The 25923-nt window shown below is 75.0% G+C and carries 21 protein-coding genes; 13 read left to right on the plus strand and 8 right to left on the minus strand.

What is annotated here, in order from left to right; translation table 11 throughout:
* Positions 1 to 290: 290 nt before the first annotated feature.
* Complete coding sequence (locus tag IEY37_RS10085; RefSeq protein ID WP_188941375.1) at positions 291 to 1820, plus strand: dihydrolipoyl dehydrogenase family protein; 1530 nt, start codon at positions 291 to 293, stop codon at positions 1818 to 1820.
* On the opposite strand, the gene IEY37_RS10095 is transcribed toward IEY37_RS10085, so the two are convergent.
* A complete protein-coding gene (locus tag IEY37_RS10095) occupies positions 1805 to 2791 on the minus strand; it encodes a TetR/AcrR family transcriptional regulator (protein ID WP_229674248.1) in 987 nt (328 codons plus the stop codon). The genes IEY37_RS10085 and IEY37_RS10095 overlap by 16 nt on opposite strands.
* A gap of 87 nt (positions 2792 to 2878) precedes the next feature.
* Between IEY37_RS10095 and IEY37_RS10100 the strand changes: the two genes are divergently transcribed.
* A complete protein-coding gene (locus IEY37_RS10100; RefSeq protein ID WP_188941376.1) occupies positions 2879 to 3742 on the plus strand; it encodes an NmrA family NAD(P)-binding protein in 864 nt (287 codons plus the stop codon).
* Between the two features lie 71 nt (positions 3743 to 3813).
* Here IEY37_RS10100 and IEY37_RS10105 read toward each other — a convergent pair whose 3' ends face one another.
* Positions 3814 to 4893, minus strand: a complete 1080-nt coding sequence (locus tag IEY37_RS10105) for a glutathione S-transferase family protein (RefSeq protein WP_188941377.1) — start codon at positions 4891 to 4893, stop codon at positions 3814 to 3816.
* Between the two features lie 104 nt (positions 4894 to 4997).
* On the minus strand, positions 4998 to 5861 hold the full coding sequence (locus IEY37_RS10110) for an NAD-dependent epimerase/dehydratase family protein (RefSeq protein ID WP_188941378.1): 864 nt from the start codon (positions 5859 to 5861) through the stop codon (positions 4998 to 5000).
* A gap of 187 nt (positions 5862 to 6048) precedes the next feature.
* Here IEY37_RS10110 and IEY37_RS10115 point away from each other — a divergent pair, with 187 nt between their 5' ends.
* Together IEY37_RS10115 and IEY37_RS10120 are read left to right on the plus strand one after the other, a co-directional pair.
* Positions 6049 to 8595 (plus strand): glycoside hydrolase family 2 protein, encoded by a 2547-nt coding sequence (locus IEY37_RS10115; RefSeq protein ID WP_188941379.1) that lies wholly within the window; start codon positions 6049 to 6051, stop codon positions 8593 to 8595.
* 89 nt (positions 8596 to 8684) lie between these two features.
* Positions 8685 to 10646, plus strand: a complete 1962-nt coding sequence (locus tag IEY37_RS10120) for a M13 family metallopeptidase (RefSeq protein ID WP_188941380.1) — start codon at positions 8685 to 8687, stop codon at positions 10644 to 10646.
* Positions 10647 to 10668: 22 nt separating this feature from the next.
* Here the strand turns inward: IEY37_RS10120 and IEY37_RS10125 are convergent, their stop codons facing one another.
* Together IEY37_RS10125 and IEY37_RS10130 are read right to left on the minus strand one after the other, a co-directional pair.
* Positions 10669 to 11466 carry an Fpg/Nei family DNA glycosylase gene (locus IEY37_RS10125; RefSeq protein WP_188941381.1) on the minus strand — a complete coding sequence of 266 codons (798 nt, stop codon included), beginning with the start codon at positions 11464 to 11466 and terminating at the stop codon, positions 10669 to 10671.
* A 162-nt stretch (positions 11467 to 11628) separates the two neighbouring features.
* Complete coding sequence (locus tag IEY37_RS10130) at positions 11629 to 12663, minus strand: zinc-dependent alcohol dehydrogenase (RefSeq protein ID WP_188941382.1); 1035 nt, start codon at positions 12661 to 12663, stop codon at positions 11629 to 11631.
* A gap of 408 nt (positions 12664 to 13071) precedes the next feature.
* Here IEY37_RS10130 and IEY37_RS10135 point away from each other — a divergent pair, with 408 nt between their 5' ends.
* From IEY37_RS10135 to IEY37_RS10165, 7 genes are all read left to right on the plus strand, one after another.
* The gene (locus tag IEY37_RS10135) at positions 13072 to 14154 is read left to right on the plus strand and encodes an ABC transporter substrate-binding protein (protein ID WP_188941383.1); all 1083 of its coding nucleotides are present in this window, start codon (positions 13072 to 13074) and stop codon (positions 14152 to 14154) included.
* Positions 14147 to 15142, plus strand: a complete 996-nt coding sequence (locus IEY37_RS10140; RefSeq protein WP_229674249.1) for an amino acid ABC transporter permease — start codon at positions 14147 to 14149, stop codon at positions 15140 to 15142. The genes IEY37_RS10135 and IEY37_RS10140 overlap by 8 nt, the downstream gene beginning before the upstream one ends.
* Positions 15143 to 15243: 101 nt before the next feature.
* Entirely contained in the window at positions 15244 to 15996 is a 753-nt protein-coding gene (locus IEY37_RS10145) for an amino acid ABC transporter ATP-binding protein (RefSeq protein ID WP_188941540.1), read from the plus strand.
* A 264-nt stretch (positions 15997 to 16260) separates the two neighbouring features.
* Positions 16261 to 17430 carry an N-methyl-L-tryptophan oxidase gene (gene solA, locus IEY37_RS10150; protein WP_188941384.1) on the plus strand — a complete coding sequence of 390 codons (1170 nt, stop codon included), beginning with the start codon at positions 16261 to 16263 and terminating at the stop codon, positions 17428 to 17430.
* On the plus strand, positions 17430 to 18701 hold the full coding sequence (locus IEY37_RS10155) for an ArgE/DapE family deacylase (RefSeq protein WP_188941385.1): 1272 nt from the start codon (positions 17430 to 17432) through the stop codon (positions 18699 to 18701). Before solA ends, IEY37_RS10155 begins: the two co-directional genes overlap by 1 nt.
* Positions 18702 to 18711: 10 nt before the next feature.
* Complete coding sequence (locus IEY37_RS10160) at positions 18712 to 19353, plus strand: FMN-binding negative transcriptional regulator (RefSeq protein ID WP_188941386.1); 642 nt, start codon at positions 18712 to 18714, stop codon at positions 19351 to 19353.
* Positions 19346 to 20923 (plus strand): amidohydrolase, encoded by a 1578-nt coding sequence (locus IEY37_RS10165; protein ID WP_229674250.1) that lies wholly within the window; start codon positions 19346 to 19348, stop codon positions 20921 to 20923. Before IEY37_RS10160 ends, IEY37_RS10165 begins: the two co-directional genes overlap by 8 nt.
* A 25-nt stretch (positions 20924 to 20948) precedes the next feature.
* Here IEY37_RS10165 and IEY37_RS10170 read toward each other — a convergent pair whose 3' ends face one another.
* Complete coding sequence (locus tag IEY37_RS10170; RefSeq protein WP_188941542.1) at positions 20949 to 21899, minus strand: zinc-binding alcohol dehydrogenase family protein; 951 nt, start codon at positions 21897 to 21899, stop codon at positions 20949 to 20951.
* Positions 21900 to 22042: 143 nt separating this feature from the next.
* Here IEY37_RS10170 and IEY37_RS10175 point away from each other — a divergent pair, with 143 nt between their 5' ends.
* Positions 22043 to 22465 carry a MarR family winged helix-turn-helix transcriptional regulator gene (locus IEY37_RS10175; protein WP_229674252.1) on the plus strand — a complete coding sequence of 141 codons (423 nt, stop codon included), beginning with the start codon at positions 22043 to 22045 and terminating at the stop codon, positions 22463 to 22465.
* A 10-nt stretch (positions 22466 to 22475) separates the two neighbouring features.
* Here IEY37_RS10175 and IEY37_RS10180 read toward each other — a convergent pair whose 3' ends face one another.
* A complete protein-coding gene (locus IEY37_RS10180; RefSeq protein ID WP_188941387.1) occupies positions 22476 to 23927 on the minus strand; it encodes an IclR family transcriptional regulator domain-containing protein in 1452 nt (483 codons plus the stop codon).
* A 96-nt stretch (positions 23928 to 24023) separates the two neighbouring features.
* On the opposite strand from IEY37_RS10180, the gene gloA2 reads away from it, so the two are divergent.
* Complete coding sequence (gene gloA2, locus IEY37_RS10185; RefSeq protein WP_188941388.1) at positions 24024 to 24410, plus strand: SMU1112c/YaeR family gloxylase I-like metalloprotein; 387 nt, start codon at positions 24024 to 24026, stop codon at positions 24408 to 24410.
* A gap of 135 nt (positions 24411 to 24545) precedes the next feature.
* On the opposite strand, the gene IEY37_RS10190 is transcribed toward gloA2, so the two are convergent.
* Complete coding sequence (locus tag IEY37_RS10190; RefSeq protein WP_188941389.1) at positions 24546 to 25688, minus strand: TerC family protein; 1143 nt, start codon at positions 25686 to 25688, stop codon at positions 24546 to 24548.
* Positions 25689 to 25923 lie beyond the last annotated feature (235 nt).

Raw genomic sequence — 25923 nt, forward strand, 5'->3', positions numbered from 1 at the left:
CCCCACGGCCGGCCCGGCAGGGGCGGCTCGTCGTCCCAGTCGACGACGCGCGAGGCCACCGGCATGACCGACCGCAGGGCCGCCCATTGGCAGGCGAGCAGTTCCGCGGCGGACCCGGACCGCGCCTGGACGCGGTAGTAGCGCGTGCCGTCGCACCGCGGTGGCCGGCCGAGAGCGACGTCGACCTCCACCCCGTACGTCGGCACGTGTCCCTCCCGGTCCGCGGGCGGCGCCGTCCTCCCTCCCAGCGAGGGAGGACGCCGCGCACCGGCTGCCACTAGCGTGCAGGCATGACCGCTGCCTCCGCCTCCGCGTCCGCCCCGGCTCCTGACGGGACCGCACAGTCCGGCGCGCCGGCCGACACCTGGGACGTGGTGGTCGTCGGCGGCGGTCCGCCCGGCGAGAACGCCGCGCAGTACGCCATCCAGGGCAGCGACCGGACGGCGGTGATCGTCGAGGCCGAGCTGGTCGGCGGCGAGTGCTCGTACTGGGCGTGCATGCCCAGCAAGGCGCTGCTGCGGCCGTGGAACGTCCTCGACGACGCCCGCCACATGCCCGGGGTGAAGTCGCTGGTCGGCGACCGCGGGCTGGACGTGGCGGCCGTGCTGGAGCGGCGGGACACCATCGTCAACCACCACGACGACGGCTCGCAGGTGCAGTGGGCCAACGGCGCGGGCATCGACGTGGTGCGCGGACGCGGGCGGCTGGCCGGCGAGCGGACCGTCGAGGTCACCGCGGCGGACGGCAGCGTGCGCACCCTGCACGCCCGGCACGCGGTCGTGCTGGCCACCGGCACGACGGCCGCGGTGCCGCCGGTGCCCGGGCTGCGCGAGGCCCTGCCGTGGACGTCGCGGGACGTCACCAACCAGCACGAGGTGCCGGCCAGGGTGGCGGTCGTCGGCGGCGGGGTGGTGGCGTGCGAGGCGACGACCTGGCTGCAGGCGCTCGGCTCCCAGGTGACACTGATCGGCAACGCCCCCGGCCTGCTGCCGCGGAACGAGCCGTTCGCCGGGGACCTGGTGCGGCAGCGGATGGAGGAGCTCGGGGTCACCGTGCACCTGAGCGCCTCGGTGGACCGGGTGGAGCGCGCGGACGCGCGGGACACCGGCGAGGGCCACGTGCACGGCGGGCCGGTGACCGTGCACTTCGGCGACGGGTCGGTCACCGTGGACGAGATCCTCGTCGCCACCGGCCGTGTCCCGGCCAGCCGCGACATCGGCCTGGACACCGTCGGTCTCACCGACGCGACGGACCGGCGCGGCTACCTCCCGGTCGACGACCACCTGACGGTGACCGGCGCCCAGGGCGACTGGCTGTACGTGGTCGGCGATCTCAACGGTCGCGCACTGCTGACGCACATGGGCAAGTACCAGGCGCGCATCGCCGGGGCGGTGATCGCCGCCCGCGCCGAAGGTCGGTCGCTGGACGGCCCGTGGTACCGGGACACGGCCGACCACGACCAGGTGCCCCAGGTCACCTTCACCGATCCCGAGGTGGCCTCCGTCGGGCTGTCCGAGCAGGACGCCAGGGACAAGGGTGTCGACGTGGAGGCCGTCGAGTACGACCTGGCGTCCGTCGCCGGCACCTACCTGCTGCGCGAGGACTACCGGGGCCGGGCCAAGCTGGTGATCGACCGGGCGGCCGACGTGCTGGTCGGTGCCACCTTCGTCGGCCCGGACGTCGCCGAGCTGCTGCACTCCGCGACCGTCGCCGTCGTCGGCCGGGTGCCGCTGCCGACGCTGTGGCACGCCGTGCCGTCGTACCCGACGGCGAGCGAGATCTGGCTGCGGCTGCTGGAGAGCCGCTACTCGCCGTCCTGACCCGACCGGTCCCGCGGGCGCGGTCCCGCGGGACCGCGCGGCGGGCGTGGTGTCGCCGCCACCCGGTCCAGCCACTCGACGAGCAGCGCGCGTTCCCCGGCCGTGAGCTCCGGCAGGTCCGCCGCGGCCGCCCGCAGGGTGACCGCCGCGGTGGTGACGGTGTCGGCGGCGGCTGCCGTGCCGGCGGGGTCGGCGCCGGCGAGACCGCCTCCGGCGGCTTCTGTGTCGCTCCCGTCGACGGTGTCGGAACGCTCGACGCTGCCGACACCGTCGAACCGGCCGCCGCCGTCGAGACCGGCGGGCCGGTCGACGCTGTCGGCCGGCGCGTCGGTGAGCACGGTCCTCAGCACGGCGTCGAGCAGGGCGGGTGCCAGCTGGGGGTCGCGGTCCCCGGCGGCGCTCTCCAGCAAGGTCAGCACGGCGCCGGTGCCGGCGGCGTGGATCAGGTCGACGGCGTGCCGCTCGGCGACCCGCAGCCGACCCGTGGCGGCCAGCCGGCGGACCCGGGCCCGCAGCACGTCGAGGCCGGCCGCGGCGGCCGGCGACCGGGACGCGCGGTCGGGGTCCGCGAGGTAGGCGAAGAGCACCGGATTGTCGAGGCCGAAGCGGATGTGGTTGTCCCATGCCGCGCGCAGGTCAGTGACCGGGTCGCCGGGCGCGCCGACTGCGCCGGCCGCGCCGACAGCACCGACAGCGCCGACAGCGCCGACAGCGCCGACTGGGCCGACCGGTGCCTTGGCCGTGACGTAGCGGCTCATCGCGTGCTCGGCGACCGCGTCCAGCAGCCCGTCCTTGTCGCCGAACAGCCGGTAGATCGTCGGCGCCTGCACGGCGGCCGCCTCGGCGACGGCGCGGGTGGTCACCGCCGCCGCACCGCCGTCGTGCAGCAACCGGGCCGCGGCGTCCACGATGCGCGTCCGCACCTCCGGGCGCCCACTCCGCGGCGGGGTCCGCGGCTCGACCTGGGTCACGGGTCGACCCTAGCCGCCGTCTATCGCTCCATTCCGGTGATAACGTCTGTGTGTTAGCAGTGATAAAGCGAGGCATCAGGAGAACGCATGATCGTCGTCACCGGAGCGACCGGGCAGCTCGGTTCGCGGATCGTCCAGCATCTGCTCGAACGGGTCCCGGCCGAGGGGATCGGAGTGAGCGTCCGTGACACGGACGCCGCCGCGGAGCTGGCGGACCGAGGAGTGCGGGTCCGGCGCGGCGACTTCGCCGATCCGTCGACGCTCGCGTCCGCGTTCGAGGGCGCCTCGCAGGTGCTCGTCGTCTCGGTCGACCGGCTCGGCGAGGAGGCCGTCGCCGCGCACCGGGTCGCCCTGGACGCGGCTCTGGAGGCCGGCGCCCAGCGCATCCTCTACACCAGCCACCAGGCCGCCGGCCCGGACTCCTTGTTCGAGCCTGCCCGGGACCACGCCGCGACGGAGACCCACCTGTCCGGGCTGGGTGTGCCGTTCACCGCGCTGCGCGACGGTTTCCACGCGTCGACCGTGCCGCGCCTGGTGGGAGCGGCGCTGCAGACCGGCGAGCTGGTCGCGCCCGAGGACGGACCGGTCTCCTGGACCACCCACGACGACCTCGCCGAGGCCGCGGCCGCGGTGCTGGCCGACCCCGACCGGCCGGAGCGGGACACCTCGGTGCTCACCGCACGGGAGGCGGTCACCCTGGAGCAGGTCGCCGACCTGCTGTCCGAGCGGTCCGGGCGGACCGTCCGGCGGGTCGTCGTGGGCGACGAGGACTACGTCGCCGGGCTGGTCCGGCACGGCGTCCCGGAACCGGCGGCACGGATGCTGCTCACGCTCTTCCTGGCCGCCCGCCGCGGCGAGTTCGCGGTCACCGCGCCCACCCTCGCCGAGCTGGTGGGGCGGGAACCGCAGCCCGTGTCGACCGTGCTGGACGCCGGGGTCCCCGCCGGCTGACCGTGCCGACTGACCGTGCAGTGCCGGCAGTACGGCCGGCAGTACCGACTGACCATGCCGGCCGCCGCAGCTCAGTGCGCGCGGCCGTCCGTCACCCAGTGCTCGGGATCGACCACCTCGGACGGCACGGGCGGCGGCGGCGGGGTGCCGTCGCCGAACGGGCGGCCGCCCAGCTCCTCCCGGTGGTGCGGCGTGAGCCAGCCGCGCAGATCCGGCCCGACCGGCACGATCTGCGTCGGGTTGATGTCCTTGTGGACGATGTAGTAGTGCTGCTTGATCTGCACGAAGTCCGTGGTGTCGCCGAAACCCGGGGTCTGGAACAGGTCGCGGGCGTAGGCCCAGAGCACGGGCATCTCGGACAGCTTGCTGCGGTTGCACTTGAAGTGGCCGTGGTAGACCGCGTCGAACCGGGCCAGCGTCGTGAACAGCCGGACGTCGGCCTCGGTGATGGTGTCGCCGACCAGGTACCGCTGCGTCGACAGCCGCTCCTGCAGCCAGTCCAGGCGGTCGAACAGCCGGTGGTAGGCCCGCTCGTACGACTCCTGCGAGCCCGCGAAACCGCAGCGGTAGACGCCGTTGTTGACGTCCCGGAAGACGAGATCGGCGACGTGGTCGATCTCGTCGCGCAGCCGCTCGGGATACAGCTCCGGCGCGCCCTCGCGGTGGAACGCCGTCCACTGCGTGGACAGGTCGAGGGTGATCTGCGGGTAGTCGTTGGTGACGACCGCGCCGGTCGGGATGTCGACGACGGCCGGCACGGTGATGCCCCGGGGGTAGTCCGGGTCGCGCCGGAAGTAGGCGTCCTGCAGCCGCGGGATCCCGAGCACCGGATCCACCCCACCAGGGTCGAGATCGAAGGTCCAGCTGCGCTCGTCGTGCGTCGGGCCGCAGACGCCCATGGACAGCACCGGCTCCAGGCCCAGCAGCCGCCGCACGATGATCGCGCGGTTGGCCCACGGGCAGGCGCGCGCCACCACCAGGCGGTAGCGGCCCGGCTCGACCGGGAAGCCGTCGCGGCCGTCGGCGGTGATCCGGGTGGTGATGTAGTTGGTGTCCCGGTTGAACTCCTGCCCCTTCGTGACGTAGCCGCCGGCGCCGGAGCCCTCGTGGGCCGTGCTCGACGTCGGGCTCTGCGTGGAGGTGTCGGTCACGGGGTCTCCTGGACGATTCGGGCGGGCGGGTGCGGATCCGTGGGACGGTCGGGACGAGGGTCCCACCGGCAGGGTCCCGGCAACACCGGGAGCTGCTGCGTGGCTCAGCCGGCGTGGTCGCGCCAGCTGTGCGCCGGCTCGTACCCGAGCAGCCGGCGGGCCTTGTCGATGCCCAGCAGGGTCTCGTGCTCGCCGAGCTCGCGGCGCACCTCGACCCCGGGGAAGGCCTCGGCGGCCAGCTCGGCCGACGGCCGAGACATCACCGTGTCCGCGTTGGCGATGACGAACACGTGGCGGCCGGTCAGGTCGGCGGTCAGCGCCAGCCGCACGGCCTGCGCGCCGTCCCTGGCGTCGATGTAGCCCCAGGCGTTCCACTGCCGGACGGCGGGGTCGGCGTCGTAGCCGGGGAAGGCGGCGTAGTCCCCAGGTGCCATGACGTTGGAGAACCGCAGCCCGATCATCGTCATCCCCGGCTCCCACCGGCAGAACTGCAGCGCCATCTCCTCCTCCAGCGTCTTCGCCAGCGAGTAGGAGCTGTTCGGACGCGGGTGGTACTCCTCGTCCACCGGCAGGTACGGCGGCGGGGCGTCCGGCCCCAACGGCAGTCCGAGCACCGTCTCGCTGGAGGCCCAGACCACCCGGCGGATGCCGGCCGCCCTGGCGGCGGAGAACACGTGGTAGGTGGCCAGGATGTTGTTGCCGAAGGTGGCGGCGTTCGTCGTCAGGCCGGGCGCCGGGATCGCCGCCAGGTGCACCACCGCGTCGATGCGGTCATAGCGGTCGTCGACGGCCTGCAGCGCCTGCGCGGCCTGGCCGTAGTCGGTCAGGTCGACGCGGACGAACGGCGCGACGGCGTCCGGGGACGGTGCCCGGTCGAGGTTCACCACGTCGTGGCCGTGGTCGACCAGGTCCCGCACCACCGCGCTGCCGAGCTTCCCGCTGCCACCGGTCACCGCGATCCTCGCCATGGACACCTCCTGTGCTGTGCGCCGGCCAGCCGGCCCGCCGTCCCCGTGATGGTCCCCGGCCCGGGACGGGACGACACCTGCGGACCGCACCAGCGCCGGCCACCGCCGCCGAGCGCCCGGTGACCACGGGGCCGCCGCGGGCGCCGCGGCCGGCGCGGGCACCGACTCCCGTCGTTACGCTCCGGCCATGACCCGGTCCCGGACCCCGCTCGTCGACGGCTGGACCCTGGCCCTGGCCGGCCCCGGGGACGGCGCGGCGGACGGCCACCCCGCGCCGCCGTCGCCGGACACCGTGCCGAAAACGCCGGTCACCGTGCCGAAAACCCTGCCGGACACCCTGCCGGACAGCGTGCCGGCGACCGTCCCGGGCACGGTGCACACCGACCTGCTGGCCGCCGGGCTGATCCCGGATCCCTACCTGGACCGCAACGAGCTCGACCTGGACTGGATCGGCCACCAGCGGTGGTCCTACCGCTGCCGGTTCGACGCCCCGCCCGCCGCCGAGCGCACCGACCTCGCCCTGGACGGGCTCGACACCGTGGCCACGGTCCTGGTCAACGGTGTGCCGGTCGGCCGCTTCGCCAACCAGCACCGCAGCCACCGGATCGCGCTGGACGAGGTGCTGCGCCCCGGCCCCAACGAGGTGGAGGTGGTCTTCGACTCCGCGTGGGAGTACGCCCGCGACCTGGAGCGCATGCTCGGTCCGCGGCCGAACGCCTACCCGACCCCGTTCCAGTTCGTCCGCAAGATGGCCTGCAATTTCGGCTGGGACTGGGGTCCGTCGCTGGTCACCGCCGGAATCTGGCGGCCGGTGGCGGTGGAGACCTGGGACACCGCACGGATCGCCGGCGTCCGCCCGCTGGTCACCGTCGACGGTGCCGTGGGGCGGGTCCGGGTCGAGGTGGACGTCGAGCGCAGCGCCGGCCGGGACGCCGCGCTGACCGCCGCGGTGGCGGTCGCCGGGCAGCGTGCCGAGGTGGCCGTCGCGCCGGGGGCGGGGACGGTGACGGTCGAGCTGGCGGTCCCGGACGTCGACCTGTGGTGGCCGCATGACCTGGGCGACCAGCCGCTGTACCGGCTCGACGTGGAGCTCCACGCGGCGGCCGCCGGGGACCTCGGCGACGCCGGGCCGCAGCTGCTGGGGGCGTGGTCCCGCCGCATCGGGTTCCGCACGGTCGAGCTCGACACCTCGCCCGACGCCACGGGTTCCGCGTGGACCGTGGTGGTCAACGGCGTGCCGGTGTTCGCCCGCGGGGTGAACTGGATCCCCGACGACTGCTTCCCGTCGCGGATCACCCGGGAACGCCTCGCGGCGCGGCTGGACCAGGCGGTCCAGGCCCACGTCGACCTGGTGCGGGTGTGGGGCGGCGGCATCTACGAATCCGAGGACTTCTACGAGCTCTGCGACGAGCGGGGACTGCTGGTCTGGCAGGATTTCCTCTTCGCGTGCGCGGCGTATCCCGAGGAGGAGCCCCTGCGGTCCGAGGTGCTGGCCGAGGCGCGGGAGAACGTCCAGCGCCTGATGCCGCACCCCAGCCTGGTGCTGTGGAACGGCTGCAACGAGAACATCTGGGGTTACTTCGACTGGGGCTGGCGGGACGAGCTGGCCGGCCGGAGCTGGGGCGCGGGCTACTACCTCGACCTGCTGCCGGCCGTCGTCGCCGAGGTCGACCCGACGCGGCCGTACTACCCGGGCAGCCCGTACTCCGGGTCGATGGACCGGCACCCCAACCTGGACACGCACGGCCCGATGCACCTGTGGGACGTGTGGAACCAGCGGGACTACACCGCCTACCGCGAGCACCGCCCGCGGTTCGCCGCCGAGTTCGGCTACCAGGGCCCGCCGACGCTGCCCACCCTGCGGCGGGCGGTGCACGACGAGCCGCTGCGGCCGGACTCCCCGGGGATGCTGCACCACCAGAAGGCCGAGGACGGCAACGGCAAGCTGGCCCGCGGCGCCGCCCCGCACCTGCCGGAGGCCGCGACGTTCGAGGACTGGCACTATTTGATGTCGGTGCAGCAGTCCGAGGCGGTCCGGTTCGGCGTCGAGCACCTGCGGTCGCTGCGCGGCCGGTGCATGGGGTCGGTGGTGTGGCAGCTCAACGACTGCTGGCCGGTCACCTCGTGGGCGGCGGTGGATGGCGACGGCCGGCGGAAGTTGCTGTGGTACGGGCTGCGCGACGCCTACGCGGACCGGCTGCTGACCGTGCAGCCCCGCGACGAGGGACTCGCGGTGTGCGCCGTCAACGACGGCGGCGACACCTGGTCCGGCCCGCTGACCGTGCGCCGGATGTCGCTGGACGGTGACGTGCTCGCGGAGTGGTCGGCATCCTTCGAGGTGGCCGGCCGGGCCGTCGCCCAGGTGGCGCTGCCGGCCGCGGTCTGCACTCCGGACCGACCGTCCGCGGAGGTGCTGGTCGCCGAGACCGGCGACGGCGAGCAGGCGCTGTGGTTCTTCGTGCCCGACCGCGAGCTGGCGCTGCCGGACCCCGGGTTGGACGTCGAGGTGGCGCCGTCCGGCGACGGCTGCCGGGTGACCGTCCGCGCGGAACGGCTGGCCCGGCACGTGGTGGTGCTGGCCGACCGCTGGGACGACGACGCCCGGTGCGGCGACGGCGCCGTCACCCTGCTGCCCGGCCGGACCCACGCCTTCGAGGTCACCGGCGCCCGGCCGCCGGGCGCGGTCCGGGACGGCGACGGGCTGCGCACCCTGCACGGCGTCACCCGGCGCTGACCCGCCACGGCCGGCGGAGTGCGCCGCGGCCGGCTGGGTAGCGTGGCAGGACGGGTCCGGCGGCGGCGCCGGGCCGTGAGGGAGGAACAGTGGTCGCCGACAGCACGACACCGGACAGCGCAGCCGGCCCGGCGGAGGCCGATCGGCCCCGCCCGCAGGACGACCTGTTCCGGGCGGTGAACGGCGAGTGGCTGGCCACCGCCGAGATCCCCGAGGACCAGTCCACCTACGGCGCGTTCATGGAGCTGCGGGACGCCAGCGAGGCCGCCTGCCGGGCGATCGTCGAGCGCGCGGCCGCGGAGCCCGGTGCCCCCGGCACGCCCGGGCAGCTCATCGGCGACCTCTACACGTCCTTCATGGACACCGACCTCGTCGAGGCGCGCGGTGTCGCGCCGCTGCAGGACGCGCTGCACCGGATCGGCGGGGCCATCGACTTGGTCGGCTTCTTTCAGGTGCTGGGCCGGTTCGGCCGCGAGGGCGTCGGCGGTCCGGTCGGCTTCTACGTCGGGCCGGACGCCGACGACCCGGACCACTACCTGCCGCACCTGTACCAGAGCGGCATCGGCCTGCCGGACGAGTCGTACTACCGGGACGAGGCGTTCGCCGCGATCCGCGACGCGTACACCCCGCACGTCACCCGCATGCTCGAGCTCGCCGGGGTGGACGAGGCGCCGCTGGTCGCCTCCGCGGCCGTCGGGCTGGAGACCGAGCTGGCCGCGGCGCACTGGGACCGGGTCAGTTCCCGCGACCGCACCCGCACGCACAACCCCACGGAGCGCGCCGAGCTGGACTCGCTGGTGCCCGCGGTGCTGTGGGACGCCTGGCTGGACGGCCTGCAGGCACCGGCCGCGCTGCTCGAGCGGGTCGACCTGATGCAGCCGAGCTTCCTGGCCGCGCTCGGCGACCTGCTCACCGAGGACCGGCTGCCCGACTGGCGGGCGTGGCTGACCTGGCGGGTGGTCCGGGCGTGGGCGCCCTACGGCCCGGATGTGCTGGTGCGGGCCAACTTCGACTTCTACGGCAGGGTGCTGTCGGGCACCCCGGTGCTGCGCGAGCGGTGGAAGCGCGGGGTGTCGCTGGTCGAGGGCGCGGTCGGCGAGGCGTTGGGCGAGCTGTACGTCCGCGAGCACTTCACGCCCGAGTCGAAGGCCCGGATGGACGAGCTCGTCGGGCACCTGCTGGCCGCGTACCGGGACAGCATCGGCCGGCTGTCCTGGATGACCGACGAGACCCGGGACCGCGCGCTGGACAAGCTGTCCCAGTTCCGGCCCAAGATCGGCTACCCGGTCCGGTTCCGCGACTACGCGGGCCTGGTGGTGGACCGGACCGACCTGCTCGGCAACGTCCGCCGGGCCGAGGCGGTGGAGCTGGACCACGAGCTGGCCAAGATCGGCGGCCCGGTCGACCGGGACGAGTGGCTGATGACCCCGCAGACGGTCAACGCCTACTACCACCCCGGGATGAATGAGATCGTGTTCCCGGCGGCGATCCTGCAGCCGCCGTTCTTCGACCCGGCCGCCGACGACGCCACCAACTTCGGCGGCATCGGCGCGGTGATCGGGCACGAGATCGGCCACGGCTTCGACGACCAGGGCTCCAAGTACGACGGCCGCGGCGGTCTGCGCGACTGGTGGACCGGCGACGACCGCGCCGCCTTCGAGGGGCTGACCGGGCGGCTGGTCGCGCAGTACTCCGCGCTGTCGCCCGAGGGTGCCGACGGGCGGTTCGTCAACGGGGAGCTGACGATCGGCGAGAACATCGGCGACCTCGGCGGTCTCGGCATCGCGGTGCAGGCGTGGCGACGCACCCCCGCCGGCCGGGACGCCGGCGACGACGCGGTGCGGGAGCTGTTCCTGAACTGGGCCAGGGTGTGGCGCGCCAAGACCCGGCCGGCCGAGGTGCAGCGCCGGCTGGCCGTCGACCCGCACTCGCCGCCGGAGTTCCGGTGCAACCAGACGGTGCGCAACCTGGACGAGTTCCACCGCGCGTTCGGCACCGCGCCGGGCGACGCGCTGTGGCTCGACGAGGGCGACCGCGTGCAGATCTGGTGAGCCGGCGCCACCGGCCCCGGCATCAGGGCCGCTGGCAGTTGGGGCACCAGAACAGGTTCCGGCCCACCAGCACCTGCGTGCGGACCGGCGTGCCGCAGACCCGGCACGGCTCGCCGGTGCGCCGGTAGACGAACACCGACTCCTCGCGGGTCAGCGGTCCGCGCCGGCGCGGCCGGTACTCGCCGTCCACGGTCACGATGCGGCCGGAGCGGACCCCGGCACGCATCAGCACGACCAGGTCCGCCCACATCCGCTGCCACAGCTCGTGGTCGATGCTGCGCCCGGGCGCGAACGGGTCGACGCGGTGACGGAACAGGATCTCGGCCCGGTAGACGTTGCCGATCCCGGCCAGGACGGACTGGTCCATCAACAGCGCCGCGATCACCACCCGGCTGCGGGACAGCCGGCGCCAGGCCACCTCCGGGTCGCTGCGCGGCCGCAGGGGGTCCGGTCCGAGCCGGGCGAGCAGGGCGTCGACCTGCGGCGGCTCCAGCAGCTCGCAGGCGGTCGCGCCGCGCAGGTCGGTCCAGACGTCGTCGGCCACCAGCCGCAGCCGCAGCGCGCCGCGCGGTTCCGGTGGCTCGCCGGTGCCGGCGGTGAACTTCCCGTACAGCCCGAGATGGACGTGCAGCGTGACGTCCTCGCCGTAGTCGTGGAACAGGTGCTTGCCCCACGCGTCGGCGCTGCGCAGGACCCGTCCGTCGATCATGGCGGCGCCGTCGGTGAACCGGCCCTGCGGGCTCGACGCATGCACGGTGTGGCCGGCGAGCAGCCGCTGGTGCTCGCGCGCCAGCCGGTGCAACGTGTGGCCCTCAGGCACCGGCGCCACCCCGGGTCGCGGTGACGGTGGCCGGTGCCGGCACGTCGGTGGGAGCGAGGGGGCGAGGCACCAGCGCACTGTACGTGCGCCCCCGCGCAGCACCCGTCCGCCCGGACGGTGGGCGACGGTCCCCGGCGGGGATGTCCGGGTGCCGGTCCGGCGCTACTCCGCGAGCACGACCACCTTGACCTGCCGGCCGCTCGATGCCTCGGCGAACGCCGCGGGCGCCTGCGACAGCGGATACCGGGCGGTGACGAAGTCCGCCGGCCGCACCGCACCGTCGCGCAGCAGGGCGATCGCCTCGTCGTAGTCCTCGCGGGTGTAGGTGGCGCTGCCCTGGATGCGGATCTGCAGGTCCTGGATCTCCGGCAGCGGCACGGTGACCGGCGCGGCCGGCACTCCGACGATCACCACGGTGCCGCCCTTGACCGCCATGGCCACGGCCTGGTCGACGGTGCGCTGGACCGACACGCAGTCGAAGACCACGTCGGCGCTGGTGCCCAGGAAGTCGCGGACGTCCTGCACGGTGCCCGGGGCGGCCGCGTCGAAGGCGGCGTCGGCGCCGAGCCGCAGGGCCAGCTCGCGCTTGGCGGGCAGGGTGTCGGTGACGGCCACCCGGGCGGCGCCGTGCCGGCGGGCGGCGGCCAGGGTGAGCAGCCCGATCGTCCCGGCACCCAGGATGGCCACGGTGCGCCCCGACAGGTCGGGGCCGGCCAGCCGCACCGCGTGCACCGGCGTCGACAGCGGCTCGATCAGCGCGGCCTGCAGGTCGTCCAGGTCGTCGGGCACGGGGACCAGCCGGTCCGCCGGCAGCACGAACAGGTCGGCCATGCCGCCGGTGGGTGCGGTGCAGCCGAAGAACGACATGGTGGCGCACAGGTTGTAGCGCCCGTCGGTGCAGTACTTGCAGTGCCCGCAGGACAGGATCGGTTCGACGACCACCCGGGTCCCGACCGCCGGGCCGTCCGCCGCCGGACCGAGCGCCTCGACGACGCCGACCACCTCGTGCCCGGGTCGGTAGGGCAAGGGGACGAACGGGTGGCGGCCGTGCGAGGCGTGCACGTCGGATCCGCAGACGCCCACCGCCCGCATCCGCACCAGGGCCTCGCCCGGCCCGGGCACGGGCGCGGCGACCTCCTCCAGCCGCACCTCGCCCGGGGCTTCGACGACGACCTGGCGGACGGTGGGCGCGGACATCGGGACCTCCGGGCGGGTGGATCGGGGACCGGCGTCCGGCGGGCGTCGGCACGCGCGTCCGCGCGCCGGCCGCCCGGCGCACGCGCCGGTTCTGTCAACGATGACAGTAGTGCACCCGTGACCCCGCTCACCCGCGGCGGAGCGCGGGACGGCAGCGGTTCCCCGGCCGCCCGTGCCGACCCGGGGAACTACGGACGCCTGCAATCTCGGTGAGCGGGTATTGCAACGCGGGGGCTCCGTAACAACGCCGTTTCACGCGGCTCCTAGTTTTCGGCCCGCAGCACCGCCCGGCGGCAGCCCCGCGGCACCGCGGGGCACCACGGTTCGCACCACCCGCGCAGCCACCGGCGCACCGCCGACCCCACGGCTCCACCGGCCCAGCAGCACCTGCCCGACGGAAGAGGACACGTGACCAGAGCCCTGACCCCGACCCGCCGCACGTTCGCGTTCGCGGCTTCCCTGCTGGCCGCCACGACGGTGCTGGCGGCCTGCGGCGGCAGCGGGTCGTCCGCGTCGTCGTCCGTCTCGTCGGCGACCTCGGCCGCCGGTTCGGCGGTCGGTTCGGCGACGTCCGCGGCCGGTTCCGCGGCGGGCTCCGCCACCTCGGCCGCCGGTGCGGCCACCTCCGGCGCCGGCTCGGCCACCTCGGGCGCGGCGTCGGCCGGATCCTCGGCCGCGGCGCCGGGGTCCTCGTCGTCCGGCGCCGGCTCGGGCTCCGCGGGCGCCGACCCGGCCTCGCTCGTCCCGGCCGACGTGAAGGCCAAGGGCACCCTGGTGGTGGCCACCGGCGAGGGCTACCCGCCGTTCGAGTTCTACGCGGAGGACAACAAGACGCTGCAGGGCGTCGACCCGGAGATCATCACCGCGGTCGCCGGCAAGCTGGGTCTGAAGCCGGACCTGCAGGTGCTCAAGTTCGACGGCATCATCCCGGGCATCCAGGGCGGCCGCTACGACGTCGGCGACGCGGCGATGGGCATCACCGCGGAGCGCAACAAGGTCGTCGACTTCGTCAGCTACTTCCAGGGCGGCACCTCGATCATGACCAAGGCGGGCAACCCGCAGGGCCTGAACCTGGACAACCTCTGCGGGCACACGGTGGCGGCGCAGAAGGGCACCATCTACGCCGACGAGTACCTGCCGAAGTTCACCGCCGCGTGCACCGCCAAGGGCCAGCAGGCCATCAAGGTCGACATCTACCCGGACCAGGCGCAGGCGACGCTGGCCGTCGGCAACGGCCGGGCGGAGGCCACCATGTCCGACTTCGGGCCGCTGGCGTACGTCGCGCAGCAGGCGAACGGGCAGTTCGAGGTGCTGAACGCCAACTACCAGCCCGCGCCGTACGGCATCGCCCTGAAGAAGGGCTCCGCGCTGGCCCCGGCCATCGAGGCCGCGCTCGAGTCGATCATCGCCGACGGCACCTACACCAAGATCCTGCAGAAGTGGGGGGTCACCGCGGGCGCCATCACCGATCCGTCGATCTCCCGTGGCTGAGCCTGTCCTGCACGCCGGCACCCGGCAGCCCGGCGCCCCCGACGACGGGGCCGCCGAGCTGCCGGGTCAGGTGGTGAGCCTGCGGCACCCGTGGCGCTGGGTGGCGGTGGCGGTCGTCGTGGTCATCGGTGTCGTGCTGGTGACCTCGCTGATCCGCAACCCGAACTTCCAGTGGGACGTGGTGTTCCACTACTTCGTCAGCGGGTCGATCCTGGCCGGGCTGCGCAACACCGTGCTGCTGACGGTGGCGGCCATGCTCGTCGGCCTGCTGCTCGGCATCGTGCTGGCCGTCGCCCGGGACTCGAAGAACCCGATCGTGTCCTACGCCGCGCTGCTCTACATCGGGCTGTTCCGCGGCACCCCGCTGCTGGTCCAGCTGATCTTCTGGTTCAACCTGTCGTCGCTGTACCCGACGCTCGGCCTGGGCATCCCGTTCGGGCCGACGTTCGTCTCCGGCAGTGCCAACGCGCTGATCACGCCGGTGGTGGCGGCGATCCTCGGCCTGGGGCTGAACGAGGCCGCCTACATGGCCGAGATCGTCCGGGCCGGGCTGCAGTCGGTCGACGCCGGGCAGACCCAGGCGGCGCAGGCGCTGGGCATGACGAATCGGCAGGTCTTCCGGCGCATCGTGCTGCCGCAGGCCATGCGGGTGATCATCCCGCCGACCGGCAACCAGACCATCTCGATGCTCAAGACCACGTCGCTGGTCAGCGTCATCGCGCTGCCGGAGCTGCTGTACGCGTCCCAGATCATCTACTCGCGCACGTACCAGGTCGTCCCCCTGCTCATCACGGCCAGTCTCTGGTACCTCTTGCTGACGACGGTGCTGACCGTCGGGCAGACGTTCCTGGAACGCCGGCTGCGCCGGGGCGACGCGGCGCACGGCGGCCGCGGCCGGCGGGAGCGCACCGCGGCGGCCGACGCCAGGGCCGCCGTGCAGGACGGGCTGCCGGACGGCGCGCCCGTCGCCGGAGGGGAGCACCGATGACCGGACCCACGGGGTCCACCCGGCTGAGCAAGGCGGCGGCACCCACCGGAGCCGCGACCTCGCCGGCGCCGTCCGCGACGCCCGGCGTCGCCACCGAGGCCATGGTGCGGGCGCGCGGCGTCCGCAAGTCCTACGGCAGCAACGAGGTGGTCAAGGGCATCGACCTGGACGTCGCCGCCGGCGAGGTGCTGTGCCTGCTCGGCCCGTCGGGCTCGGGCAAGAGCACGTTCCTGCGCTGCATCAACCACTTGGAGAAGATCGACGGCGGGTGGATCAGCGTCGACGGCGAACTGGTCGGCTACCGCCGGCGCGGCGAGAAGCTGTACGAGCTGCGCGACCACGAGATCGCCCAGCGCCGCAGCCGGATCGGCATGGTGTTCCAGCAGTTCAACCTGTTCCCGCACCTGTCGGTGCTGGGCAACCTGATGGAGGCGCCGCTGCGCGTCCGCCGCGAGCGGCCGGAACCGGTCCGCCGCCGCGCCCTGGCCCTGCTCGAGCGGGTGGGGCTCGGCGACAAGGCCGACGCCTACCCGCGGCAGCTGTCCGGCGGCCAGCAGCAGCGGGTCGCCATCGCCCGCGCGCTCACCATGGAGCCGCGGCTGATGCTGTTCGACGAGCCGACCTCGGCGCTCGACCCCGAGCTGGTCGGCGACGTCCTCGACGTCATGCGGTCACTGGCCGCCGACGGCATGACGATGGTCGTGGTCACCCACGAGATCGCCTTCGCCCGGGAGGTCGCCGACACGGTGGCGTTCCTGGACGGCGGGGTGATCGTCGAGCAGGGCCCGCCCGGGCAGGTACTGAACAACCCGTCCCAGGAGCGGACCCGGGCGTTCCTGGCCCGCGTCCTCTAGCCGCCGCGGCCGGCGCACCGCGCCGGCACCGCACACGCACCACCCGGACCGTCCGCGCCGGATCCGCCACCACCGGCGGGTCCGCGCGGCGCCCCCGCTCGGTCGCCCCGGCCGCGGCAGCAGTGGGGCGCGGCTCACCGCCGGCGCCCCGTGGGGAGCCGGCTCTCCGACGGCGCCTCGGCGCCACCGCTGCAGTACCCCGTCCGACCCCGCACCACCCACCAGAGAACGGGTCACCCCCGGAGAGAAGGAGAAGCATCCGCCATGGAGCACGTCGACTACGCCGTGGTCGGCCTCGGCGCCCTGGGCAGCGCCACCACGTACCACCTGGCCCGCCGCGGCGCCGACGTCATCGGCTTCGAGCAGTACGAGCTGGGTCACGTCCGCGGGGCGTCCCACGACACGTCGCGGATCATCCGGCGGGCCTACGACCTGCCCGAGTACGTGCAGCTGGCCGACGCGGCCTACCGGGACTGGGCCGACCTCGAGCAGGCCACCGGCGAGCGGTTGGTGACCCGGACGGGCGGGATCACGTTCTGCCCGGCCGACGCGCCGGTGCCGGCCCGGCACTACCTGGACAGCCTGGCCGCCTGCGGCGTCGAGCACGAGGAGCTGGACGCCCGGCAGGTCCGCGAGCGGCTGCCGCAGTTCGCCATCCCCGAGGACGTCACCTCGGTGTGGACGCCGGACTCCGGCATCGTCCACGCCTCGCGCTCGGTGGCCACCCTGCAGATGCACGCCCGCGCCCACGGCGCCCGGCTGCGCGACCGCTGCTCGGTCACCGCGCTGGAGGACACCGCCGACGGTGTCGTGCTGCAGACGGCGGCGGGCCCGGTGCGGGCCGGCGCCGTCGTGCTGTGCACCGACGCGTGGACGAACCGGCTGCTGGACCCGCTGGGGGTCTCGGTGCCGCTGCGGGTGATGCAGGAGCAGGTCACCTACTTCAAGCCCGAGCGGCCGGACGACTACGCCATCGGCCGGTTCCCGGTCTGGATCTGGGAGGACGACGTCTGCTACTACGGCTTCCCATGCTACGGCGAGCCGACGATCAAGGCCGCCCGGGACGTGTCCGAGGTCCTGATGGGCACCGACGAGCGCACCTTCGTGCCGTCGGCCGACCGGCTCGCGCAGCTGCAGGGGTTCATGGCCGACACCATCCCCGGCAGCGGGGCGCCGCTGCGCACCGTGACCTGCCAGTACGCGCTGACCCCGGACCGGCACTTCGTGCTGGACTCGCTGCCCGGGCATCCCCGGCTGTTCCTCGGCCTGGGCGCCGGCCACGCCTTCAAGTTCACGCCGACGTTCGGCCGGGTGCTGGCCGACCTGGCCACCACCGGTGTGGCGGCGGAGGATCTCAGCCTGTTCCGGTCGGACCGGGCGGCCTTCCGGTCGGACGCCTCGGAGCCCGCCGCGCTCGTCCCGGGTCACGTCTGATGCTGACCCGCGACGAGGAGCACGCGCTGTCCGTGCTGGACGAGCGGGAGCTGGTCGCCGACCTGGTCGAACTGATCCGCATCCCCAGCGTGACGGGCACCGACGCCGAGTCCGAGCTGCAGCACCGGCAGGCCGGGCAGCTGGCCGAGCTCGGCATGGACGTCGACAGCTGGCGGCTGGACCTGGCCGCGCTGCAGGCGGACCCGCGGTACCCCGGGACGGAGGCCGAGCGGCTCGAGGGCTACGGCGTGGTGGCCCGCACCGAGGGCGCCGGGACACCGGCCTTCGTGCTGCAGGGGCACGTCGACGTGGTGCCGACCGGCGACCTGGAGCACTGGGCCGGGCACGACCCCTTCGGCGGCCGGATCGACGGCGACGTCGTGCACGGCCGCGGCGCCTGCGACATGAAGGCCGGGGTGGCCGTGAACACCGCGGTCGCCCGGGCCCTGCACCGCTCCGGGCTGTACCTGGAGCGCCCGTTCGCGGTGCACTCCGTGGTCAGCGAGGAGGACGGCGGCCTCGGTGCCTTCGCCACCCTGGTCCGTGGCCACGCCGGCGAGGCCGCGGTGATCACCGAGCCGACCGCCGGCCAGGTCGTCACCGCCCACGCCGGTGCGCTGACGTTCACCGTGTCGGTCCCCGGCCGGGCGGCGCACGGCAGCACCCGCGCCGAGGGCGTCAGCGCCTTCGACGCCTACCTGCCGATCCACCGGGCGATCCTCGAGCTGGAACGGGCCCGCAACGCCGACCCGCACCCCCGCTTCGGCGACAACCGGCTGCCGTACCCCATCTCGATCGGCCGGATCGTGGCCGGGGACTGGAGCAGCAGCGTCCCCGACCTGCTGACCGCCGAGGGACGGCTGGGCGTCCGGCTGGGCGAGGACCCCGCCGACGCCCGCGCCGCGCTGGAGCAGGCCCTGGCGCAGGTCTGCGCCGGCGACCCCTGGCTGGCCGACCACCCGGCCCGGCTGGCCTGGACCGGCGGGCAGTTCGCCAGCGGCGCCACCCCCGAGGGCGACCCGCTGATCGCCGACGTGGCGGCCGCCGCGCGGGACAGCGGCGGCCGGCCCCCGGAGGGCCAGCGGGCCGTCCCGTACGGCAGCGACCTGCGGCTGTACACCGGGATCGGCGGCATCCCCACGCTGCTGTACGGGCCCGGCGACGTCCGCAACGCCCACGCCCCGCGGGAGCAGGTAGGGATCGGCGAGACCGTCGAGGTGGCCAGGACTCTGCTGCTGGCCGCGGTCCGCCGCTGCCGGGCGCACCGGTAGGGGCGGCGGCGTGCGCGACAACCCCGACTACGCGATGGACCCGGGCCGGCTCAAGCAGCTGGTCCGGGACAACCCGTGGGCGACGCTGGTCAGCCACACCTCGGCGGGGCTGGTGGCCTCGCACTACCCGGTGCTGGTCGACGAGACCCGGCAGGAGCTGTCCCTGCTCACCCACCTGGGCCGGCCGGACGAGGAGATCCTGGAGATCGGCCGCGGCGAGCTGCTGGTCATCGTGCAGGGCCCGCACGGCTACATCTCGCCGAGCTGGTACGGCACGGTGTCGGCCGCACCGGCGGTGCCGACCTGGAACTTCACCGTGGCCCACCTGTCCGGCGTGCCCGAGGTGCTCGGGGCGGAGGAGAACCTGGCGGTGCTGGCCGCGCTGGTGGACCACATGGAGGATCGGGTGGACAGGCCGCGGCGGCTGTTCGCCGACCCGGTCGACGCCTCGTACGCCCGGCGGATCAGCGGCGGGACGCTGGGCATCCGGCTCACCCCGACGCGGATCGTCACCAAGGCCAAGCTGAGCCAGGACAAGCCGCCCGAGGTGGTCGAGCGGGTCGTCGCCGCGCTGGACCGCCCGGGGCCGTACGCGTCGCCGGCACTGGCCGCCGACATGCGGCGGGTGCACGCGGAGGTGACCGGTGGCTGAGACCCTGCTGCTGCGGGACGCCCGGACGGCGTCCGGTGCCGACCCGGTCGACGTGCTGCTGGCCGACGGCGTGGTCGCCGCCGTCGGACCGGACACCGTCGCCGCCGGGGCCCGGCCCGGTGCCCGGGAGATCGCCCTCGACGGGCGGTGGCTGCTGCCCGGGCTGTGGGACGAGCACGTGCACTTCACCCAGTGGGCGCTGAGCCGCCGGCGCATCGACGTCTCCGCCGCCCACACCGCCGGGGGGGCCGCCGCGCTGGTGGCCGCGCACCTGGGCGAGCACGGGGCCGAGGTCCCGCCGCACCCGGAGCACCCGCTGGTCGGCTACGGCTTCCGGGACGGCCTGTGGCCGGACCAGCCGTCGGTCGAGCTGCTCGACCGCGCGGCCGGCGCGCTGCCGGTGGTGCTGGTCTCCGCCGACCTGCACTGCCTGTGGCTGAACAGCGCGGCGCTGGGCCTGTACCGGAGCGAGGTGGGGGACGCACCCGGCGGCACCGACGGCACGGGCCTGCTCGTCGAGGACCACGCGTTCGCCGTCACCGGCCGGCTGGCCGAGGTGCCGGACGAGCTGGTCGACCAGTGGGCCGCGGACGCCGCCGCGGCGGCCGCTGCCCGCGGCGTCGTGGGCGTGGTCGACCTGGAGATGGCGTGGAACGCCGAGATCTGGGGCCGCCGGGTGGCCGGCGGGATGCGCTCGCTCCGGGTCGACACCGGGATCTACCCGCAGCACCTGGACCGCGCGCTGGCCGAGGGGCTGCGCACCGGCGACCCGGTCCCCGGCGGCGCCGGGCTGGTCACCGTCGGGCCGCTGAAGATCCTGATCGACGGCTCGCTGAACACCCGCACGGCCTGCTGCGCCGAGCCCTACCCGGACGGTTCGACGGGCCTGCTGACGGTGCAGCCCGACGAGCTGCTCGACGTGCTGCGCCGCGCGGTCGGCGGCGGTCTGGTGCCGGCGGTGCACGCCATCGGCGACCGGGCCAACCGCATCGCCCTGGACGCCTTCGAAGCGCTGGGCAGCGGCGGCCGCATCGAGCACGCGCAGCTGGTGGCGAACGCGGACGTGCCGCGGTTCGCCGCGCTCGGGGTCACCGCAAGCGTGCAGCCGGAGCACGCGATGGACGACCGGGACGTGGCCGACCGGCACTGGGCGGGCCGCACCGCGCGGGCGTTCCTGCTGCGGTCGCTGCTGGACGCCGGGGCCACCCTGGCCTTCGGGTCGGACGCGCCGGTCTCCCCGCTGGACCCGTGGCACGCCGTCGCGGCGGCGGTCGCCCGGACCCGCGGCGACCTGCCGGCCTGGCACCCCGAGCAGGCCATCCCGGTCGCCGACGCGCTGGCGTCGTCGTCCCGCGGCCGGCGCCGGATCCGGCCGGGCGACCCGGCCGACGTGGTGGCGGTGGACCGCGACCCGTGGACCGCCCCGGCACCGGAGCTGCGGGCCATGCCGGTGGCGCTGACCACGGTCGCCGGTGCGCCGACCCACCTGGCCCCGGAGCTGCGGGCCATGCCGGTGGCGCTGACCACGGTCGCCGGTGCGCCGACCCACCTGGCCCCGGAGCTGGGCTGATCCGGAGCCGGCAGCGCCCGGCAGGTCAGGGCATGACGACGATGCGGTCGGTGCCGCGGTCCGCCCAGGCGGTGGTCACCTCGGACAGCGGCACCGGCCGCGCGTCGACCCGGAAGGTGCCCGCGGTGATCTCCGCGGCCATCTCCGGAAGCTCGGCCAGGAGATCGCAGGTGGGCACCGAGCCCTGCCCGCTGCCGACGACCTCGAGCGCCACCGCGCGCAGCGCCGCCGACGGGACCGGAGCGGTCGAGCCGGCGACCGACCCGATGGCGACCCAGCGCACCGGCCGGGCCTCGTCGACCCGTCGCCGGGCAATGGCGGCCATCGCCGCGGCCGCCGGCTCGCCCCACAGGTAGTCGAGGACCACGTCGACCTCCGCGGCGGCCGCGCCGATCCGGTCGGCCACCTCGGCCGGGTCCCCGGCCAGGTCGACCGTGCGGTCGGCACCCAGTCCGGGCAGCAGCTCGAGCCGGGGGCCTCGGCCCGCCCCGATCACGGTCCCGGCGCCGAGCCGGCGGGCCACCCCCAGTGCCACCCGCCCGGCGTTGCCCGTCGCACCCAGGACGAGCACGCTCTGCCCTGCCCGCCAGGCGACCCGCCGGCGCAGCGCCACCCACGAGGACAGCACCGGGTTCATCGCCGCGGCCACCGGCACCGGGTCGGTGCCCTCGGGCAGCACGATGCTGCGCCGCAGGTCGACGACGGTGCGGCGGGCCATCGTGCCCAGCGTGGTCTCCGGCAGGACGAAGTAGCGCAGCGTGCCGTCCGGCGCTCGGCCGACCCCGTCGATCCCGGGGACCAGCGGCAGGCTGCCGCTGCTCGTGTAGTGCGAGCCGTCCGCCTGCGAGCGCACCCGCGGGTGCAGCCCGTCGGCCAGCACGTCCACCACGACCTCGGTGTCGGCGCGTGGTGCGGGCACCGGGAAGGGCCTGACCTCGGGCGGCCGGCCGAACGCGGTGACGACGGCGGCCGGCACGAGCTCCGTGCCCGCGTCGGTGGTGGTCGGGACCTGCACGGTGGTGTCCACGACGGTCTCCGTTCCCCGGCCCGGTGGACCGGATTGGTTGGTGATACCAACCAAATTAGTACGTTCTACGAATCGTTGTCTAGGCTGCGCCCGTGGAGCGGGACGGCGAGCGGTGGTCCGGGGACGTCACCGACGCGCTCGCGCAGGTCTCGTTCACCGTGATGGCGCTGCTGTCCCAGGTCGCGGCGCGGCACGAGCTGTCGCTGACCCAGCTGCGGGTGCTGGCGATCCTGCGCGACCACCGGCCGCGGATGGCGGAGCTCGCCGCGCACCTCGGACTCGAGAAGTCGACCGTCACGGGGCTCGTCGACCGGGCCGTGCGACGCGGACTGCTGCGGCGCGCGCCGAGCCCGGAAGACGGCCGGGCCGCCACCGTGGTGCTCACCGACGACGGCGCCCGGCTCGCCGCGGCGCTCGAACACGAGATCCAGCACGTGCTGGCGCCGCTCCTCGGGCGGCTGTCGGCGGCCGACGGCCGGCGACTGGGTGAGCTGCTGATGCGGACGGTCGGCTGACCGCCGCCGCTCAGGCCTGCGGCGCCCCCAGCAGCCGGGACACGTCCGCAGCCAGCCGATCGGCGACGTCGTCGATCCGCGGCCGGGCCGCCGCCACCCGGTCCGTCGGACCCACCAGGCAGGCAGCCGCCGCGACGGACCCGTCGGCGCCGCGGACCGGAGCGGCCACCGAGGTCAGGCCGTCCTCGCCGAAGCTCTCCAGCACCAACCGCCCGCTCGCCCGCGCCTGCCGCACCGTGGCCAGGAAGGCGGAGGCGTCGCGCGGCGTCCGGGCCGCGGTGGGCACCGGCCGGGCCGGCAGCACCGCGGTGATCTGCTCGTCGTCGAAGTCCATGACCAGCAGCGCCCCGCCGTCGGCGCCGACGATCTGCGCCGGCCGGCCCAGCCAGCTCTGCGTGCTCAGCGGGCCGCCGCCGAACGCCTCGGCGACCGTGACGCTGCGCATGCCGCGCCGGACGGTGACGTAGGCGGTGGCCGCCGCCTCGACCGCCGCGGCCGTGAGCAGCCGGTCCAGCCGCGGGCCGAGCACCGACGCGGCCACGGCGCGGTGCCAGCTCTGCAGGTACCAGGCCGGTGCCACGGTCTCGTCCGGGCAGCGGACCACCAGACCGACCGCCTCAGCGACGTCGAGCACCCGGTCGACGCGGTCGGGGCGGGCGCCCAGGCGGTGCGCCAGCTCGCCGACCGGACCGCGACCGGCGCACACCTGCGCCAGCGTGGCGGCCGCCAGGTCCAGCGCCGTGCCACCCACCGGCGGCGGGTGGTCGGGTGCGGATCCCGGCGCTGCCGGCCGCGGCCCGGCGGTGGACAGGTACTGCGCGGCGGCCGGCGCCAGGCGCCGGGCGACGGCCGCCACCCGGTCGGCCCGGCCGATCGGGCAGTGCACCGTGACGGCGGCCGTCCGGGAGCCGTCACGCGCCACGACCGGGACGGCCACGACGCACGTCTCGGCTCCGCGGGACTCCAGCACCTGCCCGGCGGGACCGCCGGGCCCCGGAGGCCGGGGGAGGACGGGACCGCGGGACGGCCCGGGCAGCAGCGTGCGCGCCACCGCACCGCCGGGGTCGTCGGGAGGCTGGCCGACCCGAGCGGCGACGTGCAGCGTCCAGGTGGACGGCACCGTCGCCACCACCCGCGGGCCGCCCGGTGCCGGCGCGACCAGGCACACGGTCTCCCGGGTGGCGATGGCCAGCCGGGTCAGCGCCCAGTCCACAGCGGCCGACCACGGTGCGGCCGCCGCCCCGGACAGCGCGACGGCGCCGCGGCCCAGCCGGTACTCGCCGTAGCCCTCGGCGCGCTGCAGCAGCCCGAGGGCGTCGAGGGCGGCGCAGACCCGCGAGGCCGACGACGTCGTGGTGCCGGCCGCGTCGGCCAGCGCCCCGACCGCGACCGGCAGCGTGGGATCCGGGCGGTCGGCGACGCTGCGCACGAGGCGCAGAGCGGTGACGAGACGCTCGGGCATCGGTCGGTGGCTCCCCGGACGGTGGACGGACGCCCGGAGTCTGACACGTCCGGAGCAGTGCCCCGGTGTGGTGGCCCCGGCGGCAGGATGACCGGGATGAGAGTCGACCGCATCCACCACGTGGCCGTCATCGCGTCGGACTACCACCGGTCCCGGCGCTTCTACGAAGAGGTGCTCGGCGCCCGGTTGCTGGCCGAGCACTACCGCGAGGAGCGCCGGTCCTGGAAGGGCGACCTGGCCCTGGGGGACGCGTGCGTGCTGGAGCTGTTCTCGTTCCCGGATGCGCCGCCCCGGCCGTCCTACCCGGAGGCGCAGGGGCTGCGGCATCTGGCGTTCGCCGTGCCCGACGTCGCCGCCGCCGTCACGGAGCTGGCCGCGCTGGGTGTGGCCTGCGAGGACGCCCGTACCGACCCCTACACCGGGCGGGCCATGACGTTCTTCCAGGACCCGGACGGGCTGCCGCTGGAGCTGTACCAGGCCTGACGGATGCCCCGCGGGCGCCGTGATCGGACACTGACGGCGGAAGCCGCCGCCCCCGGCGAGGGCCGGGGGCGGCGGCGGGTGGTCACCCGGCCGGCGGCGCCGCTGCGGGCGGGTGCCGCCGGCGCGGGGGCGGGGTCAGCGGTCCCCGGGGACGGACCCGGCGACGATCCCCGCGGCTGGGCCGGTCGCGGTGCCGACAGGTGCGTGGCCGTCGTCCCCGGCGGTCCGGTCCTGGACGCCGCCGTCGCCGACCGGGTCGACCCGGTCGACCGTCCCGGGCAGGGCGGCCGGTCCGGCGCCGTCCACCGGGGCGTGCTCGCCGGTGTCGGCCGGCTCGTCGTCGGCCTCCGGCGCGGGCCGCAGCAGCGACAGGCCGATCGACACGGCCAGCGTGACGACGATGACGCCCAGCGACACCAGCGAGGGGATCTCCGGCACCGCCGGGCTGATCACCTTGTGGCTGGCCTGCAGGACCAGCTTGACGCCGATGAAGGCCAGGATGAAGGCCAGGCCCTTGCCCAGGTGGTGGAAGCGCTGCAGCATCCCGGCGAGCAGGAAGTACAGCGCCCGCAGGCCCAGGATGGCGAACGCGTTGGACGAGTAGACGATGAACGGGTCGCTGGAGACGGCCAGCACGGCCGGGACGCTGTCCACCGCGAACACCAGGTCGGCGGCCTCGATGGCGACCACCACGGCCAGCAGCGGGGTGGCGACGCGCTTGCCGGCCTCGCGGACGAAGAACCTGGTCCCGCGGTACTCGTCGGAGACCGGGACGACCTTGCGGAGCAGCCGGACGGCCAGGCTCCGGCCCGGGTCCATCGAGTCGTCCTGGTCCCGCAGCAGCTTGATCGCGCTCCAGATCAGGATCGCGGCGAAGACGAACAGCACCGCGGTGAAGGTGCTGACGATGGCGACGCCGGCGGCCAGGAAGATGCCGCGGAAGATCAGCGCGCCGACGACGCCGAAGAACAGCACGCGGTGCTGGTACTCGCGGGGCACCCGGAAGTAGCCGAAGATCAGGGCGAAGACGAACAGGTTGTCGACGGACAGCGACTTCTCGAGCAACCACGCGGTGGTGAACTCGACGGCCGGCTGGGTCCCGAGCGTCGCCCAGACGATGCCGGCGAACACCAGGGACAGGCCGACCCAGACCGCCGACCAGACCGCGGCCTCCTTGAACTTGATGACGTGCGCGCCGCGGTGGGCGAGCAGGTCGATGGCCAGCATGACCAGGACCACGGCCCCGAAGGCCAGCCAGGCCCAGACCGGTACGGACACGGGATCTCCCTTCTGCGTCGAGGCCGCGCCGTGCGGCGCGGGGTGTCGGTGAGGACGGTGCGTGCCCGGCGCACCGGGTACGTCCACCAGGATCACTTGCAGACCTCGTGCAGCCCAGGTCAGTTTTCGGCGGAGAACCGGCGGCCCTGGTTGCCGGAGGCGGGCAAGACGAGGGCACCGGTATCAGCGGGCGGGCGCCCGGCTCCTGGAGCCGTCGGCAGCCGGCGGAGCCTGG

Origin of the sequence: Nakamurella endophytica (genome assembly GCF_014646215.1) — a bacterium.
In the GTDB taxonomy this organism is placed as follows: Bacteria; Actinomycetota; Actinomycetes; order Mycobacteriales; family Nakamurellaceae; genus Nakamurella; species Nakamurella endophytica.

Coding starts and splice junctions, on each gene's coding strand:
- gloA2 (WP_188941388.1), top strand. CDS start 24,024: ATGAGAGTCGACCGCATCCACCACGTGGCCGTCATCGCGTCGGACTAC.
- IEY37_RS10130 (WP_188941382.1), bottom strand. CDS start 12,663: ATGTCCGCGCCCACCGTCCGCCAGGTCGTCGTCGAAGCCCCGGGCGAG.
- IEY37_RS10180 (WP_188941387.1), bottom strand. CDS start 23,927: ATGCCCGAGCGTCTCGTCACCGCTCTGCGCCTCGTGCGCAGCGTCGCC.
- IEY37_RS10155 (WP_188941385.1), top strand. CDS start 17,430: ATGCTGACCCGCGACGAGGAGCACGCGCTGTCCGTGCTGGACGAGCGG.
- solA (WP_188941384.1), top strand. CDS start 16,261: ATGGAGCACGTCGACTACGCCGTGGTCGGCCTCGGCGCCCTGGGCAGC.
- IEY37_RS10110 (WP_188941378.1), bottom strand. CDS start 5,861: ATGGCGAGGATCGCGGTGACCGGTGGCAGCGGGAAGCTCGGCAGCGCG.
- IEY37_RS10085 (WP_188941375.1), top strand. CDS start 291: ATGACCGCTGCCTCCGCCTCCGCGTCCGCCCCGGCTCCTGACGGGACC.
- IEY37_RS10100 (WP_188941376.1), top strand. CDS start 2,879: ATGATCGTCGTCACCGGAGCGACCGGGCAGCTCGGTTCGCGGATCGTC.
- IEY37_RS10145 (WP_188941540.1), top strand. CDS start 15,244: ATGGTGCGGGCGCGCGGCGTCCGCAAGTCCTACGGCAGCAACGAGGTG.
- IEY37_RS10115 (WP_188941379.1), top strand. CDS start 6,049: ATGACCCGGTCCCGGACCCCGCTCGTCGACGGCTGGACCCTGGCCCTG.